Source organism: Rhodococcus sp. KRD175 (genome assembly GCF_017168275.1).
Taxonomy (GTDB): Bacteria; Actinomycetota; Actinomycetes; order Mycobacteriales; family Mycobacteriaceae; genus Rhodococcoides; species Rhodococcoides fascians.
This window is the reverse complement of record NZ_JABFAQ010000002.1, coordinates 1-14,989: the sequence shown is the minus strand read 5'-3', so window position 1 is coordinate 14,989 and position 14,989 is coordinate 1. Positions and strand designations below refer to the sequence as shown.

Below are 14,989 nucleotides of genomic sequence, written 5' to 3'. Positions count from 1 at the left end.
GTCTCCTGAGGGTGTGTGATGGTGGTAGTCCTTCCAGATTACCCCCGGGGGCATCGGTTCGGTGTGTGCAGTCGGTCATGAAAGAACGAGGGTGTCGACAAGTACATAGCCCGCGACGGCGAACACCAGGTAGGCGAACCACGTGCGCAGCTTGTCGGTGTCGATGCGTGTGCTCAGTTTTCCGGCGACCAGCGAGCCTGCGATCGCCGCACCGGCGAACGCGGCTGTCAGTGGCCAGTTCCCGCCGAGCCCGTCGGCCTGAGCGATCAGTCCGGCGGCGGAGTTGGCGACGATGACCACCAGCGACGTTCCGACAGCGACACTCATCTCGATTCCCAGCAACAGCACCAGAGCGGGGATGATCAGAAATCCTCCGCCGACGCCGAACAGTCCGGTGAGGACACCGACCCCGAACCCGGTCGGTATGGACCGTGGTGCGCATCGCCGCCAATCGATCCCGGAACTTCCTGTCTTGCAAGCGGTTCCGACATCGTCGGTGCTGCGCAGCATCCGCGCCCCGGCGATGATCATGACGATCGCGAAGCCGATCATCACTGCGGCCTCGGGCAGATGCCTGCCCAGGACGCTGCCGACCAGCGTGCCGACGATACCGGTGGCCGCGAAGATCGCCGCCAGTCGCCATTCGACGAGCTTCGCCCGCACCTTGGGGATGGCCCCGGTCGCCGAGGCGACACCGATCACCAGCAACGATGTCGGTATCGCCTCCGACAGGTCCATTCCGAGGGCGTAGACGAGAACCGGGACGGCGAGGATCGACCCGCCGCCTCCGAGGAGACCGAGCAGGATGCCGACGGCGACGCCGAGGACCAGTGCCAGCGTCAGGGTCATCAGCTGTGGGCTGTGTCCTGGCCACCGAGTGCGTCGATGGCGGCCTGGAGCTTGGTGGTGGCCTCGGCCGCGACGTCGGACAGTGCTGGTTCTCCGGTCGCTTGGACCATGATGTCGGGGTTCATCGCTTCGACAATGACCGATCCGGATGTGGCGGTGTCGGCGCGGACGACGACATTGCACGGCAGCAGCAAGCCGATCTGGCGCATGACTCCGACGGCGCGGTGCGCGAGGGTGGGATTGCAGGCACCGAGGATCAGATACTGCTCCATGTCTTCGCCGAGTTTGGCCTTCAACGTGGCCTGCATGTCGATTTCGGTGAGAACACCGAAGCCCTGATCTGCGAGGGAGGCTTTGACGGAGTCGACTGCGGTGTCGAAGTCGGTGTCGGTCAGAGTGGTCGAGAGTGCGATGTTCATAAGGGAAGTTCCTTTCGGTGGTCGAACTGTGGTGGTGTGGGCCTACCCGATTCGGGGCCGGCGAATACTCGGCACGCCCGCTTTGGTGAGCAGTGCGCTGGCCGGGCACCAGCCGACCGCTGCGTAGAGGGCGAGGTTGGCGGCAGCGAACGCGCTGAGCAGTCGCCACTGCGGTGCGTGGAGTTCGCCGAGGGCCAGGCCGGTGGCGGTGACGCCGGCGGCGAGGGCGGGGACGATACGTTCGATCGGCCATCCCGCGAACGCGGACGAGCGGGTGGTGTTCGGATCGGTCATGATTGCTCCGTTCGGTGCGGTGAGAGTGTCAGTGCGAGAAACTGATCGAGGGCAACACCTTGCGCAACCAGGCCGGTGACCACCATGCGGCGTGACCGGTCAGACGCAGCAGGACCGGCAGCAGGATGAGCCTGATCAGGAAGGCGTCGAGCAGTACCGCGACACCGAGAATGATGCCCATTTCTTTCGGTGGGAGCGGATCGGAGAGTGCGAAGGTGAAGAACACGGCGACCATGACCGCGGCGGCAGCGAAGATGACGCGGCCGGAGTGGGCGAGGCCGTCGACCTGAGCGGCTTTCGGGTCGCCGGTCTTCTCGTAGTGCTCTTTCGCGGTGGCGAGCAGGAACACGGTGTAGTCCATGGCGATGGCGAAGATCATCGCGAAGAAGAACACCGGACCCCAGCCGTCGAGGAAGCCTTGCGGGGTGAAGCCGAGCAGTGACGCACCGTGCCCGTCCTGGAAGATCAGCTTCGCGACTCCGAATGCGGCTGCGGTCGAGAGCAGACTGACGGCGGTGCCGAGGATCGCGATCAGCGGTGCCTGCAGTGCAACGAGCAGCAGGATGAAACCGAGCGCCAAAATGATGCCGATCACCAGCGGCAGGTAGTCGTTCAGTGCTTGCTGCAGATCGAGGTTCTCCGCCGGTGCCCCGCCGACCAACGCCGACTCCGGGAGCTGCGCGCGCAGGTCACCGAGGATGGCGCCCATTCTCTCGTCCGAAGGGTCCACGGTGGGAAGTGCTTGCAGCAGTGAATAGTTCGAGCCATCGGACGCAGGTTGAGGCGGGGTGACCATCGAGATTCCGTCGACGGTAGTGGCTGCGGTGGCGGTCGCGGCCGCATCCGACGCTGGCACGACGATCTGCAGTGCGCCGGGTGCGCCGTCGCCGAACTGGGCTTGGACGAGCTCGTAGCCTTGGCGAACCGGTGCGTCTTCTGGGACGACGGTGATCGAGGGCATTGCGACTTTCAGTCCGAGGACCGGAAGGGCCAGCGCAATGAGGATGCCGACGGAGACCAGTGCGAACGGCCAGGGGTGCTTGTGGAGTAGTTCGCCCCAGGCTGCGAATTTCGGGGAGCGGTGCTGCTGGCGCTTGGCGTAGGGCAGGGAGGCGGCGTTGACCTTGGAACCGAGTGCACCCAGGGTTGCGGGGAGCAGGGTCATGGTGGCGATCAGCACGAACGTGACGGCGAGCATGATGCCGACGGCCATGGTGCGCACCGCCGGTGCGGGAACGAGCAGGACGGCCGAGAGGCTCACCAAGACCGTCAGACCGGACAGGACCACGGCTTTGCCTGCGGTGTCCATGGTTTCGGCGACCGCGGCACGTGGATCGGCGTTGCGCAGTGCGTCGCGGAACCTGGCGACGATGAACAGGGCGTAGTCGATTCCGAGGGCGAGGGCGAACATCATCGCGAAGTTCATCGCCCACACCGAGATCGGCGTGACGCCGTTGAGCAGAACGAGTCCGCCTGCGGATGCGACCAGGCCGGCAACGGTGAGTAGCAGCGGCAATCCCGCGGCGACGAGGGAGCCGAACGCGAGCACCATGATCGCCAAAGTGACCGGCCAGGAGAACAATTCGGCCTGAATCATGGCGTCGTGGTTGGCCTTGTTGAAGTCCGACCACAGTGCGGAGGATCCGGTCGGGTAGACCTCGATGCCGTCGCCGGAGAGTTCGGTCAGCTCGCCCTTCACCTCGTCGACGGCCTTGACCATGTCGTCGGTACTCGCGTTTGCGCCGGCGATCAAGATGCCGGTGTGACCGTCGGGACTGATCGTCATGCCCGGCTGGGGGGCGATGACCTCACCGAAGCGAGTGTCACCGTCGAATACGGCCGCGACGTCGGTGAGTGTCTGCTGCATCGCTGCGTCTTCGATCGTGGCGGTGTCGGAGTGAACGACCACCTGCACTGCTGCAGAGGAATTGCCGCCGAAATGCTGCTGGGCGAGCTCGCGGACCTGGACGGATTCGGAACCGTTGGCCTGCCAGCCGGCCCCGGCCAAGGATGAGAACACCGATGGTGCAGCCGATCCCAGTGCAACGAGGGCGATCAGCCAGATGCCGAACACCCACCGGCGGCGGGCGACCATCGTGCTTCCCAGGCGGCCTAGTGCGCCGGGTGCCGGTGGCCGATGGCGGTCGTGGCGGCCGGTGGCCGCCGCGGTAGCGGGCTTGGTCACAATTGCTTCTCCTAATACGGGTGGGGGTATTCAGAAGTGTTGAAGACGCCCAGAGATTCCTGCGAAATGCAGTGGAGTGCTGTTGGGGTGGGGGTCAGCGACGAAACAGGGAACGAAAGAAGTTGTCGCGTGTAGCTGGGGCGGGTGTCTCCATGGAGCAGGAGCACTGCTGCGACCGCGGAACGTTCTTCATGACGCTGTCGACATGTCGACCGCAGCCAGCCCAGGTGGTCTTACCGCATGCCGGGCACGGGACGGGGTAGCACATGGCGGTCCTTTCTGGCGGGTACATCACTACTGTGACACATACCTAGGGGGGTATGCAAGTACCCGTGGGGGTATGAGGGAAGGGGTGGGCCGGAGCCGATCGGTAGACGGCAGTGGTTTTGCCGGATCCAACGCGAGGCTGTGCTGGCGGCCGCAGGAGGCGTTTGATGGTCGCCAGTCTGCGAATGCGGTTGTCCCTCAGGGGTTGATGCTCCACCCACGCGCGAGTTGCGCCGCTATCGTCCGCGAGTTTCTGTGAACCCGCGCAGTTGCGTCCCACTTCCATTCCCACACCCAGGCCGGTCCGGACGGGAGTGGCCCAGGAGTGGCGAGCATCGGAGACAACGGATTCGGGGGCATCGACGACGGATGCCCGCGCAGGGGATCGGCGAACCATCGAAAGCCGACCGCAGGCGGTCGCACGTCCCCTCCGGGGCCGCCCCATATGGGTCACCAATGTGGTCGTACGAGTCGCCCGAGTCTGACATGCCGGGGACCCCGACCAGTCAACCCACGGTCGCAGGCTCCCTCTTCGGGGTTGACAGGCCACCCTCGTCATGTCGATCGGGGACGTCTCATCCGAACCTTTGGAAGGTGTCCCTGCCATGAACAACAACCTGCTCAACGATCACCAGATCATCACCGAGCTCATCGGCAATGCCGCTCAGCTCCCCGCCGAAGATCCGCGCGCGGCCCGGTGGGCCACCGAAGCGCTCGCGCTCGCCAGCGCAGCAGAGCTGCCCATCCTCATCGAGGAGGCCGAGGGAGTGCTCGGCCGGATCGAGCACGACACCACCTGCCGGTGGTGCGCCGGGCAGCCAGGAGCAGCCATCCCGGTCGGGTCCTTCTGGTGCACCCACTGAGCACCAGGCCCTCCGGGGTCCCGGTCCCACCACGGGGCCGGGACCCCCCCCTTTTTGTCTCCCGCACGGGCTGGAATACCACCGACAGCACTGTCGTTGTAGAAGTCGACGGCGTTCGATCCCAATGCCCCGGGTACCAACCATCAGCCGCTACGAGCGGCCACCTGCCGAGAGGCGCACTGGCGAACACCGTCACCCAACATCGAACAGGGCCACGCATCACAGATGCGTGGCCCTGGCTCGTTCGAAACGACCCGTCGACGCGGCCACCGCCGCGCCTCCGAACCTTCTCGTCCAGTCATTCGAGTAAATGACTGCTGCCGGAACCGCCGCACCGCCCCGTGCGTCCAATAAGACATGGACGACGACGAGCGCGCAGCCATCCGATCGGAAGGCCACGACCCCGACCACCCGGCCGTCTCTCACGCCCTCGACCAGGTCAAACACGTCCTCCACCGGTACCGGCACCTCGCCTGGACCTTCACCAAGGATGACCTCGACGGAGTCTCCGTTCCCCGTCGAAAGAGCTGACCAGCACATTCGACAGTCGAACACCCGTTCGATACGCTGGCGGTAGTTCCTACCGGCACGGCGAAAGGTCGATCCTCATGGCCACCGTCGACGCGATCGCAGACCTCACCGGACTCGACAAGGCCACCCAGCTCGACGTTCTGCGCCGCCGGATGGCCACCGTCCCGGGCGGTCGCCGTGACCACGCGCCGACGGACCTCCCCACCATCACCGCACCCGAACCGGCGGCACCCACCGCAAGCAGTACGGACCTCGCGGGCGAGCCCGACGACTTGGAGCCGCTCAGCGGCGCAGTACGCGGCAAAACCCTCCGCACCATGCCCGTACCCCCACCGCTCGCCGCGCTGCTCCCACGCCGAGCCCTGGCCCGCGGAACCGCCGTCACCGTAACCGGCGCCGGGTCCATGCTCATCGCGCTCGTCGCCGAAGCATCCGCCGCCGGCCACCACGTCGCCCTCATCGGTCAACCCCGACTGAGCCTGCTTGCCGTCCACGAACACGGAGGCGACCTCGCGAAAGTCCACCTCGTCGATCCCGGGGCAGGTGACCCGCTCGACGCCGCCTCGATCTGTCTCGACGGGCTGGATCTGGTCGTCACCACCGTGCACGGCCGAGACGTACCCCCAACGCGCGCAAGGGCTTTGCTCGCCAGGAACCGCTCCGTTGACCGGACTACGCAGCGACACGCCTGATCGCATGAATCCGATCCGAGTGTCGCGGGGTAGACATCACCTACCTCGGCCTCAAGAAAGCGGTGTCGCATGATCGACGAAGCAGAGCGAAACATCGAGCAAGTCCAGATCCCCCGATGGGGCAAGGTCGAAAAATCCGACGGAACCATCCCCTGGCTGGTCGTCGACGAGGATCTGGTGCCGGTAGAGCCGATCCGGCGGTTCCTCCTCGACTTCGTCGCACGGGGTAATCGACCGTGGTCGGTCCGCAGCTACGCCTACGACCTTTTGCGATGGTGGCGATGGCTTCGTGTCTACGAGATCGACTGGGAAAGAGCGACTTCCGCTGAGTCACGGGATCTGGTTCTGTGGATGATGCGGGCCGACAAGCCTCGGAACGCAGCGCGGACCAAATCGCGGACCACTGTGGGAACAGTCAACGTGATCACCCGCAAGCGATATCTCGACGACCGATATTGTGCCCGCACCATCCGCCATTCCAATGCAGTGGTGCGGGCGTTCTACGAGTTCTGGATCGAACGCGGTGAAGGCCCACTGGTCAATCCGATGCCGGTGGCACGAGGGGCGGCCCGGGTGAATGCGCATCACAACCCGCTCGAACCGTTTCGGCCCGGTGGACGGTTGCGGTACAACCCGAAACTTCCCGTCCAGCGTCCCCGGTCCATACCCGACGATCGGTGGCTCGAGCTGTTCGGTGCGCTGCGCTCGAACCGGGATCGGGCATTGTTGGCTTTGGCGGTCAGCAATGGTGCACGAGCTGCGGAAATCCTCGGAATTTCTCTCGAAGACATCGACTGGGGAGACCAGTTGATTCGAGTGACACGTAAGGGGACACGCGTCGATCAGTGGCTCCCAGCCAGCCCGGAAGCGTTCGTGTGGCTTCGCCTGCATCTCGCGGACCTGGGAACATCCTTGGACGTGAACGGATCGCTGTGGCTCACCCTCCGCCGCAGATCCGACTCCTCCGCTGCTCTGGAGTATCGACCATTGACCTACGACGCGCTGCGCAAGGTGCTGACGCGGGCAAACGACGTTCTGGGCACCAACTGGACGATGCACGACCTCCGCCACACCGCAGCCATACGAATGGCACACGACGGAACACTCACCTCGCGCGACATACAGACGATCCTCGGGCACGCGCACCTGTCGACCACGACCGAGATCTATCTCGTCGAAGACCAAGACGACACCATCCGAAGGGTCCAGCATCATCTCGCGCACCGAGCCGAACACATGATCAGCAATCCCCCTACCGTGGCCGCTGGTTACGACTCTGCGGATCTGAATGTGCTGTTCGGAGCGGTCGAGTCATGAACGTGACACCCACCGAGCTGCCGGTCGCACAGCGGGCCAACCCACGGTTGCAGTACCGATTCAAGCGCCACGAAGACCTTGCCGACTCCGCTCCGATCGGCGGGGCCAAGGATCTACTCGACATCGAAGAGATCCTCGATACTGTTCCAGTATTTCTGTATCCCAATGGTTCTCGTGAACACGGTGCCAAAAGGGCATGCCGACTGATCCTGGAGTGGCTTCTGACCTTCCCCGGCGCGGGATGGCAGGAGCGCTGGGTTCATTCCGGTGCCGACGTAGGATCGTCCGACTGGCTCGACACCTTCCACGACAATGCCGACCCACGAACAGTGGTGACCCGAAGCCAAGAACTGCGGCGCGGCCTGATCCTTCTTCTGGTCGCGCGGGTTGTCTTTCCCAGTTACGAGTCCATGTCAGCAATGCAGTGGACCGGGCTATACGCCAAGCTGCGCACCGCTCACCACCCCGAGATGTTCACAGCGTTGGAGGCCCGTGTCTCGGTTCTGGCGGCGAACTCCAAACAATGCAGCACCGCGATGCTGGTGGCATGCAAGATCGTTCTGCATACGGGGCGCGATCTCCATGAACTCACTCCGGAAGACCTGCTGGGCTACCGCGCCTGGAACATGGTCAGTGATCGCCCGACCTCGGCCAGCGTGCAACTGGTGTGGGCGGGACTCGACGGTATCGCCGACCTGCGGGGAATCAAGAGCTTCGCTGCAGCAATTCGGCGCGGACCCCGCCCGACGGGTGAATTGGTCGACCGATACAACCTCGTGAACACGACGGTGCGGAACGTTCTGGTGCGCTACCTCGACGAACGACGACCGAGTCTGGACTACGGCGGCTTCGCCGCCCTTACCGGAGTTCTCGCCGGCAACTTCTGGGCCGATATAGAACTCCACGATCCAGGCCTCGACACCATCGACCTCCCGCCGGACGTTGCGGCCGGGTGGAAGCAACGACTGTCGGTGATCACCGACAAAGACGGAACCACACGCCCACGAGCAGGGCGACTGGCAGTGATGATGACAGTGCGCGGCTTCTACCGCGACATCGCCGAATGGGCAGCCGAAGACCCCACCTGGGTGCAGTGGAGCGTTCCGAACCCCATCCGCAAAAGTGACGTCGAGGGATACAGCAAAGAACGCGCGAAGACGACAGCGGTCGTGCACCAACGAATTCGCGAGCGTTTGCCGCACCTTCCCTCGTTGGTCGATGCCGCTCACGATCGCCGTGACCGATCGGCCGCGCTACTCGCTGCCACCGCGTCGGTGGCGGTCGGAGAGACCTTCGAGCATCTCGGAGTGCGCTACCGCCGGTCCATCGCGCCCTCGTTCACGAAATCCAGCTACCAGCACGATCATCCACCGGTGCTCGCCGAAGTCATCGACACCGGCGAGATCATCGAAATCGAAATAGAAGAGCACGAGGCATTCTGGGCATGGGCGGTGATCGAGACGTTCCGCCACACCGGAATTCGAGTGGAGGAACTCCTCGAACTCACCCACCTCGCAGTCGTGTCCTACACACTGCCATCGACCGGCGAGATCGTGCCGATGCTGCAAATCGTCCCGTCCAAAACCGGCGAAGAACGCCTTCTGCTGGTCAGTCCGGAACTCGCGAGCGTGCTGGCAACGATCATTGCCCGCCTCCGAACCGCCAATGACGGCACAGTCCCGCTGACCGCGCGATACGACGGCCACGAACGTATTACCGATCCACCGCTACCGCATCTGTTCCAGCATCGAATGGGCTGGCTATGGACGGTGCCGACTCGAAACTTGATCCAGAAGTGGCTCAACCAAACCCTTGCCGCCACCGGAATCGTCGACAACGCGGGCAACCCGCTCCGATACACAGCACACGATTTTCGGCGGATGTTCGCCACCGAATCGGTCGGCAGCGGACTGCCGATCCACATCGTCGCAAAACTGCTCGGGCACAAGCACATTTCCACAACGCAGATCTACACTGCCGTGTTCGACGAGGAGCTCGTTCGTTCCTTCCGCACCTTCCTCGACGCACGCCGCGCCCAGAGACCGGAGGACGAGTACCGCAGCCCCACCGACGCGGAGTGGAACGAATTTCAGCAGCACTTCGAGCATCGCAAACTCGAACTCGGAACCTGCGGGCGTCCCTACAACACCCCATGCAAGCACGAACATGCCTGCATCCGATGCCCCAGCCAGCAGGTTGACCCCAACGCCCGCGTACGGCTGACGGAGATCATCGCCAACCTCCGCGACCGCATCGCTGAGGCACGCAACAACGGCTGGACCGGCGAAGCCGAAGGCCTCCAAACCAGCCTCACCGCGGCAGCAACGAAGCTCGTCAGCCTCGACCGAACGGCAGGCCCGAACGCCATGACATCGCTCGGAATCCCTGCCATGCCTTGAGGGAGCTCCATCAGTTTCTACGCGGGCCGGAGACAGGTGCGCTGCATCTAATTTGGTAAGGACACGGCGACCAGGTCATCTGTTCGCGGCTCCATCTCGCGAAGTAGGTCGAAGGCCTCGGTGTCGGGTCTACCGCAGTGATTCTTCGGAAACTGCGGCCGGTACCCGGCTCCGGACGCATCGACGAGCCACACCGCCGGAGGGTTGAGATAGTCACCCGAGCACGAGTAGAGGATCGACACCCGAAACCGGTAAGACGTGGCCTCGAATGCTGCCGCGACTTCATCGACGCCGTCGCCGGAGTAGGTCAGTTGCCGCACCGCGTAGAACGGAACCTCCACCAACTGCTGGTCCGGGCTCCCACACACCATCACCGACGCGACCGTGAAATCGGCGGGTCGGGAACCGAATTCGGGACTGTGCGGAATGCTCAGTGTTGCCCCCGACAGCACACCGCTCGACACTTCGCGATCGGCGACACACGACGGCACCGTCGCAATCGCCGTCCTCGGGGAGGGCTCAGGCCAGAAGTAGACAGACAAACCCGCAACCAGAACTGCCACCACAGGCAGCACGATCAACCATCTCCGTCGGGTCACGTCAGCTCTCCTCGGTGCGAGCCCTTGTGGTGCAGGGCGTTTCGCTATGACCATCGAGGGCAGCAGTCACGACCGGCGTCGAGTCAGAGACAAGCCCGCGACCGTCGAGACCAAGATCCACCAGCGCACCGTAGAACCAAACCACGATCTTCGGCCATCGGCGAATACCTCACAGCTTCAGTGTGCGAACTCGCCGCGTTGCGGCTGCTGCCGCATGCTGCTCGTGGGCGAACAGCAGTCCGTAGGTGAAACCGTTCTCTGCGGGTCGGGTTCCCGCCGCGGCTCCGAGGCGACGAAGGAACCCTGCTGCGACGAGGCTGTCCTGGTGTTCGCCAAGTACTTCTTGGAAGTGTTTGTAGCGCCGGATCGTTTTCTTCGAGCGCTTCGTGCCGAGTAGCGGTGTCGCCAGCTCCGCGGCGTACCGCGCACGCTTGAACGCCTTACGTGCTCGGTGCAGAGCTTCGTCATCGCCGGCCACGCCTGAGACTGCGGTCTTCAGGCGGATGCGGGCTTTCTTGCCGGCCTTGGTCGCCAGCGACGTCACGTTCCTGCGTGGGAGTGACCGCACCGAGGAGTCGAGGGTGTCGAGGGCCTTGATCAGGGTGGCATACCGGTCACCGGCGAGGACGGTATCGACGTCGGCTCGGTAGGTGCGCTGTTCGGCAGCGAGGGTGGTCTCGATATCGGCGGCCACGGGACCAAGCACCCACTCGTCGGGAAGATCGGCCACCGCTTGAGCGAAGCGGGCGCGCTGTACTTCGTGGTCGCGGACGTGGCCGAGGATTCCGGCGTACCAGGACAGTTCCTCGTCCAGACCGGTGGCGACGGCCGGGTCGAAGGCGCCGCCGAACACTCGCACGGTGCTGCGGAGTCGCCGGATCGCAACGCGGGTGGCATGGATCGGATCCTCACCGCGCCGCAGCGCTGCATCTCCTCCTCGAATGGCACTGATCTGCTCACGCACGTAGGCGGCAACGGGCGCTGCGCCAGCATCTCGAGTCGATGTCGAAGGTTTCGTCGATGTCGTCATCGTTATGGATGCCCCGGATGCGTGCCGATCGAAACCACCACGGTCGATCCACGCAGTCGCCGACCCACCCGCGCGGAGAACGGCTTCACATACGGCATATTGTTCGCGAACGAGCCTCAGGCGGCCGGAGCCGCGCAACGACGCGCTCGCGCACTGAATCTCTGACCGGTGGTCGCAGCCGCTGAGCGTCTGGCGCGCTGTCGGCCCCCTGCGTGTCAGCGATCGTCAGTTCGGGCGTGAACGACTCGCATCACGAACCCTGGATGCCGATCGCGACCGTACTCCCAGCGGATGGTTCGGGTGGGACCGTCCCGAGGAGGCCTGACGCTGATTCCGCGGTAGTCGTACCCGTCTTGCGGTACCTGCTCCCACTCGAAATCTACGGTCTCACCTTCGACCAGGTCGACGCTGGAGCCTGTGATGTAAACCGTCTCGTGCTCGCGTGTCGGAGGCAGGGTGATCGCCCGCAACATGCTGATGTGAACCCAGCAGCCGCTGGGAGTGTCGGCCGACTCGACGACGCCCCACCCTTCTTCACCACTCCACACCGCAACGACACCTGTACAGGTCACCGGCTCAGCGTAGCGACGCCGGTCGCTCCGACTCCACGCATTCCCCCCCTGCGGCGAGTTCCCACAGTGTCAGGTGAGCCGCCTGCCCTGACACGGGCATGCAGGGTGGTGGCGCGTAGAGCGGGGGAGCTTGAGGGCTTCTATCTCTCCTCTAGGGGTGCGGTAGTCGAGGAACCTGCTCCAGTAGTCGAGATGCGTGAGTCGATCGAGAACCAGTGGATCCGTACACCGAATAGTCAGGCATTCGGTAACGCAGTGGGAGGTGCGCCGTCCGTGGCGCACCTCCCACTGCCTTACGCCGGGAGTTCATACTCCTGTGTGGTGACCGCAGGTACTCTTTCGATGGCCGTGAGCGGGTCGCCCTTGAGTTGACCACAGCTGTCTTTCGGCAGCTCGAGGCGCACTGCGCGAGATTGTGGATCTACAGCCCACACCACCGGGATCGGCGCTGAGCCGACAGCATCGCAATCCTCTGGATCGCGGGGTGGGTCGGTCGGTGTGTTCACAACCGCTAGCGCACCGACCACGTCCCCGCCTGCGCGTTCGGTCTGGCGCATTATCTGCGTGCCGTTCTCCGGTCGGTCACCGTAAAATTCACACACCACAAAGCCCACTGCATCGAAGGTGGCCGGAAGTGCGCCTGCGACTGGGGCATTAGGGATACCGGGATTACTGGTCGCGGCACCAGGCATCGCACTCACGACGACGTTCGGGGCAAGGCAAGATGCCTGCGGGACGACCTGACCTGCCGGTAAGGCTACCGATTCGCCGCGGGATTGAAACCAGAACGTAGCCCCGGCGACAACAATGAGCAGCGCGACTCCACCGATAGCCACGCTGCGTCTTCTAGACATGGTCGCATCGTAAGCGCACCACACCCCTAGAGCTTGCTGGTCAGATGTAGAGCAGGTGGGTGGCGGTACCGTCGAAGCGTTCGAGGTTGTCGAGGACGCCGGTGTAGTTTGCGGGCCCACAGGCGACGATAATCCATGGGTCGGCATGGCACCGATCGAGTCGCCCCGTCGATATCGATCATCGGCGACCCGCTCGTCCTCAGGACTGGGCCGGGGCCAGCCGCGCGGACGGGTCGGTGTCGTAGTGCTCACGGGTCTGCGTTCCTGACAGAGTGGAGTCACATTCAGGGCGTTTGTTCACTGTTCACCTGTCCGTCGCCCTATGGTTGCTCGCGGCGGCTGCGACGGTCGACGGGCCGGGTGATACTGCAGTAATGCCGCCGACACCTGACACCCCGCACGAGCGAGATCGGATGCTCGCGTTCGCCGTGCAGTGGATGCCGTACGGGGGCGGCGACGCCGAGGACATCATGGTTGCCTTCGGGATTCCGCCGGAGACGTATTTCCGCAGGCTGCGACACCTGCTGGCCGACCCCGCGCGGCCCGTCGACCTCGATTCCCGGACCACGGACGCTTTGCTGCACGTATGCCGTCGTCGCCTCGAACACAGCGCGGCATCCGCCGGCCGCCCACAGGTAGGGCAATGACCAGCACACGCGAAGCGGCCACCGCCAGGGAATCGGCGCAGTTCATCACACATTCACCTGGGGCGGAACACTCGCCACGTTCCGGTGGCCAGAAGATGAACGCACCCAGCACGAAACCGTCGTCGACCACATCCCGGCGAGGGCCCGACAGCTCCGATCGTGCGCAGGCGCAGATCTTCGCGGCAATGCTGACTGTCGAGATCAACGCTGTTTCGGCGCTCGTCGACGAAGCCGAACAACTCGCCCACAAAGCCGGGCGAATCGGCCAAGGCACCGCCCGGCTCTGGCACAACGAAGAAGCCCGGTCGCAGCGAAAATTGCTGTACGCGCTGCACCGCCAACTCGACGCCCTCCACACACGGTTTACCGATGTCTCGGGGTAGGCACCGACTGCCCGACTCCGGAACCACGCCGGACACCCAATTGACCACACCCCGAACAGAGCGGATCGTTCAAAAGATGACTACCACCGAACACGAGCACATCGACGCCGTCCGCGATCGCCTCGGTGCCCAGTTTCCCGATGTGCCGCGCCCGGTCATCGACGACACCATCGCCGCCGAGCATGCCCGTTTCGAGGGCAACTCCATCCGCGATTTCGTCCCGTTGTTCGTCGAACGCAAAGCCCGCCAAGCACTCCAGGCCCACGCCCACTAGCGGTCCGCGACACTCCGCCGGTTCAGGTCGAGGGAACGCTTTGGTGCAGCCACGAACTCTGCCCGTTCTCGGCAGCACGATCAGCTTCACCGATGCGGGTACCGGTCCACTCGTACTGTTCCTGCACGGCAATCCCACCTCGTCCTACCTGTGGCGCAACATCACGCCCGCCGTCGCAGCACACGGCTACCGCACAATCGCGGTGGATCTGATCGGCATGGAAGCCTCAGGCAGGGTACGGTCCGTCGAGAGCGTGTGACTGGCTAGCTCAGACACCTCGACTTGCTAACCCCGCTTAGTCCGGATAAGTCGACATGCCAGCATCCTGGTCCTAACGGATGGACACATGCCCGGTACCGATCTCACGATCGCCTCCACCGTCGCCGGTTACGGCGGAATCGAACAGGGCCGAGGGCGCATCAAATCGATCACCCTCGAAACCACCGTCCACGGCCGCGGAACACCACACCGCACCGGCCGCTACACACTCACCGCCCCCACCTTCGGCGAGACAGGGCTGCGCTGGACACCCACACCCGCCGACGACCTCACCGTCCACCGGCCCGTCGCCGTCGCGCAATGACCACCGACAACGAGACCGCAGGCATCTTCGATGCCTGGCCAACCACCTTCGAACCACCCACCCGCCGCATCGTCGACCCACCCAAATCGGTGAACGTCAATATCTTGTAGACGGGGTTTGCCTCTGACCACTGTGCATCCGATTAGTATCCCGCTGTTTCGGGCCATCACCAACGAGGGTTCGACACCTGCCCGAATCACGCTCGGACCATGAGCTGCCGCTGTAGCGGAG

General features: G+C 64.2%; 18 protein-coding genes. 11 read left to right on the top strand and 7 right to left on the bottom strand.

Going from position 1 to position 14,989, the window contains the following annotated elements; all coding sequences use genetic code 11:
* Positions 1-75 precede the first annotated feature (75 nt).
* From J1M81_RS00715 to J1M81_RS00700, 4 genes are read right to left on the bottom strand one after another with little or no spacing between them, the layout of a single operon-like run.
* Positions 76-849 (bottom strand): sulfite exporter TauE/SafE family protein, encoded by a 774-nt coding sequence (locus J1M81_RS00715; protein ID WP_027494149.1) that lies wholly within the window; start codon positions 847-849, stop codon positions 76-78.
* A complete protein-coding gene (locus J1M81_RS00710) occupies positions 849-1,268 on the bottom strand; it encodes a DUF302 domain-containing protein (protein WP_206497461.1) in 420 nt (139 codons plus the stop codon). Before J1M81_RS00710 ends, J1M81_RS00715 begins: the two co-directional genes overlap by 1 nt.
* Positions 1,269-1,310: 42 nt before the next feature.
* Positions 1,311-1,562 carry a YgaP-like transmembrane domain gene (locus J1M81_RS00705; RefSeq protein WP_008720024.1) on the bottom strand — a complete coding sequence of 84 codons (252 nt, stop codon included), beginning with the start codon at positions 1,560-1,562 and terminating at the stop codon, positions 1,311-1,313.
* A 28-nt stretch (positions 1,563-1,590) separates the two neighbouring features.
* Entirely contained in the window at positions 1,591-3,657 is a 2,067-nt protein-coding gene (locus J1M81_RS00700) for an MMPL family transporter (protein ID WP_241257593.1), read from the bottom strand.
* Between the two features lie 962 nt (positions 3,658-4,619).
* On the opposite strand from J1M81_RS00700, the gene J1M81_RS00695 reads away from it, so the two are divergent.
* The 5 genes from J1M81_RS00695 to J1M81_RS00675 all read left to right on the top strand — a co-directional run bounded on the left by J1M81_RS00695 (position 4,620) and on the right by J1M81_RS00675 (position 9,816).
* Complete coding sequence (locus J1M81_RS00695; RefSeq protein ID WP_048320462.1) at positions 4,620-4,877, top strand: hypothetical protein; 258 nt, start codon at positions 4,620-4,622, stop codon at positions 4,875-4,877.
* A 357-nt stretch (positions 4,878-5,234) separates the two neighbouring features.
* A complete protein-coding gene (locus J1M81_RS00690) occupies positions 5,235-5,408 on the top strand; it encodes a hypothetical protein (RefSeq protein WP_179276683.1) in 174 nt (57 codons plus the stop codon).
* A gap of 77 nt (positions 5,409-5,485) precedes the next feature.
* A complete protein-coding gene (locus tag J1M81_RS00685; protein ID WP_241257576.1) occupies positions 5,486-6,100 on the top strand; it encodes a hypothetical protein in 615 nt (204 codons plus the stop codon).
* Between the two features lie 69 nt (positions 6,101-6,169).
* On the top strand, positions 6,170-7,417 hold the full coding sequence (locus J1M81_RS00680; protein ID WP_008720613.1) for a site-specific integrase: 1,248 nt from the start codon (positions 6,170-6,172) through the stop codon (positions 7,415-7,417).
* Complete coding sequence (locus J1M81_RS00675; protein WP_182262635.1) at positions 7,414-9,816, top strand: site-specific integrase; 2,403 nt, start codon at positions 7,414-7,416, stop codon at positions 9,814-9,816. Before J1M81_RS00680 ends, J1M81_RS00675 begins: the two co-directional genes overlap by 4 nt.
* 47 nt (positions 9,817-9,863) lie before the next feature.
* Here J1M81_RS00675 and J1M81_RS00670 read toward each other — a convergent pair whose 3' ends face one another.
* A complete protein-coding gene (locus tag J1M81_RS00670) occupies positions 9,864-10,415 on the bottom strand; it encodes a hypothetical protein (RefSeq protein WP_157226224.1) in 552 nt (183 codons plus the stop codon).
* 169 nt (positions 10,416-10,584) lie between these two features.
* On the bottom strand, positions 10,585-11,445 hold the full coding sequence (locus tag J1M81_RS00665; protein WP_051048276.1) for a CHAD domain-containing protein: 861 nt from the start codon (positions 11,443-11,445) through the stop codon (positions 10,585-10,587).
* A gap of 21 nt (positions 11,446-11,466) precedes the next feature.
* Between J1M81_RS00665 and J1M81_RS00660 the strand changes: the two genes are divergently transcribed.
* A complete protein-coding gene (locus J1M81_RS00660; protein WP_157226225.1) occupies positions 11,467-11,610 on the top strand; it encodes a hypothetical protein in 144 nt (47 codons plus the stop codon).
* Positions 11,611-11,660: 50 nt separating this feature from the next.
* Here J1M81_RS00660 and J1M81_RS00655 read toward each other — a convergent pair whose 3' ends face one another.
* Positions 11,661-12,017: a hypothetical protein gene (locus J1M81_RS00655; protein WP_051048277.1), complete on the bottom strand. Its 357-nt coding sequence runs from the start codon at positions 12,015-12,017 to the stop codon at positions 11,661-11,663.
* A gap of 1,228 nt (positions 12,018-13,245) precedes the next feature.
* Between J1M81_RS00655 and J1M81_RS00650 the strand changes: the two genes are divergently transcribed.
* From J1M81_RS00650 to J1M81_RS00630, 5 genes are all read left to right on the top strand, one after another.
* Entirely contained in the window at positions 13,246-13,518 is a 273-nt protein-coding gene (locus J1M81_RS00650) for a DUF3263 domain-containing protein (protein WP_241257575.1), read from the top strand.
* Positions 13,515-13,901, top strand: coding sequence for a hypothetical protein (locus J1M81_RS00645; RefSeq protein ID WP_008720645.1), 387 nt, complete (start codon positions 13,515-13,517; stop codon positions 13,899-13,901). The genes J1M81_RS00650 and J1M81_RS00645 overlap by 4 nt, the downstream gene beginning before the upstream one ends.
* A 76-nt stretch (positions 13,902-13,977) precedes the next feature.
* Entirely contained in the window at positions 13,978-14,175 is a 198-nt protein-coding gene (locus J1M81_RS00640) for a three-helix bundle dimerization domain-containing protein (protein ID WP_008720647.1), read from the top strand.
* Positions 14,176-14,218: 43 nt separating this feature from the next.
* The gene (locus tag J1M81_RS26770) at positions 14,219-14,434 is read left to right on the top strand and encodes an alpha/beta fold hydrolase (RefSeq protein WP_259349311.1); all 216 of its coding nucleotides are present in this window, start codon (positions 14,219-14,221) and stop codon (positions 14,432-14,434) included.
* An 87-nt stretch (positions 14,435-14,521) separates the two neighbouring features.
* Positions 14,522-14,758 carry a hypothetical protein gene (locus J1M81_RS00630; protein WP_241257574.1) on the top strand — a complete coding sequence of 79 codons (237 nt, stop codon included), beginning with the start codon at positions 14,522-14,524 and terminating at the stop codon, positions 14,756-14,758.
* Positions 14,759-14,989: the final 231 nt, after the last annotated feature.

Coding starts and splice junctions, on each gene's coding strand:
- J1M81_RS00715 (WP_027494149.1), bottom strand. CDS start 849: ATGACCCTGACGCTGGCACTGGTCCTCGGCGTCGCCGTCGGCATCCTG.
- J1M81_RS00710 (WP_206497461.1), bottom strand. CDS start 1,268: ATGAACATCGCACTCTCGACCACTCTGACCGACACCGACTTCGACACC.
- J1M81_RS00705 (WP_008720024.1), bottom strand. CDS start 1,562: ATGACCGATCCGAACACCACCCGCTCGTCCGCGTTCGCGGGATGGCCG.
- J1M81_RS00700 (WP_241257593.1), bottom strand. CDS start 3,657: ATGGTCGCCCGCCGCCGGTGGGTGTTCGGCATCTGGCTGATCGCCCTC.
- J1M81_RS00695 (WP_048320462.1), top strand. CDS start 4,620: ATGAACAACAACCTGCTCAACGATCACCAGATCATCACCGAGCTCATC.
- J1M81_RS00690 (WP_179276683.1), top strand. CDS start 5,235: ATGGACGACGACGAGCGCGCAGCCATCCGATCGGAAGGCCACGACCCC.
- J1M81_RS00685 (WP_241257576.1), top strand. CDS start 5,486: ATGGCCACCGTCGACGCGATCGCAGACCTCACCGGACTCGACAAGGCC.
- J1M81_RS00680 (WP_008720613.1), top strand. CDS start 6,170: ATGATCGACGAAGCAGAGCGAAACATCGAGCAAGTCCAGATCCCCCGA.
- J1M81_RS00675 (WP_182262635.1), top strand. CDS start 7,414: ATGAACGTGACACCCACCGAGCTGCCGGTCGCACAGCGGGCCAACCCA.
- J1M81_RS00665 (WP_051048276.1), bottom strand. CDS start 11,445: ATGACGACATCGACGAAACCTTCGACATCGACTCGAGATGCTGGCGCA.
- J1M81_RS00650 (WP_241257575.1), top strand. CDS start 13,246: ATGCCGCCGACACCTGACACCCCGCACGAGCGAGATCGGATGCTCGCG.
- J1M81_RS00645 (WP_008720645.1), top strand. CDS start 13,515: ATGACCAGCACACGCGAAGCGGCCACCGCCAGGGAATCGGCGCAGTTC.
- J1M81_RS00640 (WP_008720647.1), top strand. CDS start 13,978: ATGACTACCACCGAACACGAGCACATCGACGCCGTCCGCGATCGCCTC.
- J1M81_RS00630 (WP_241257574.1), top strand. CDS start 14,522: ATGCCCGGTACCGATCTCACGATCGCCTCCACCGTCGCCGGTTACGGC.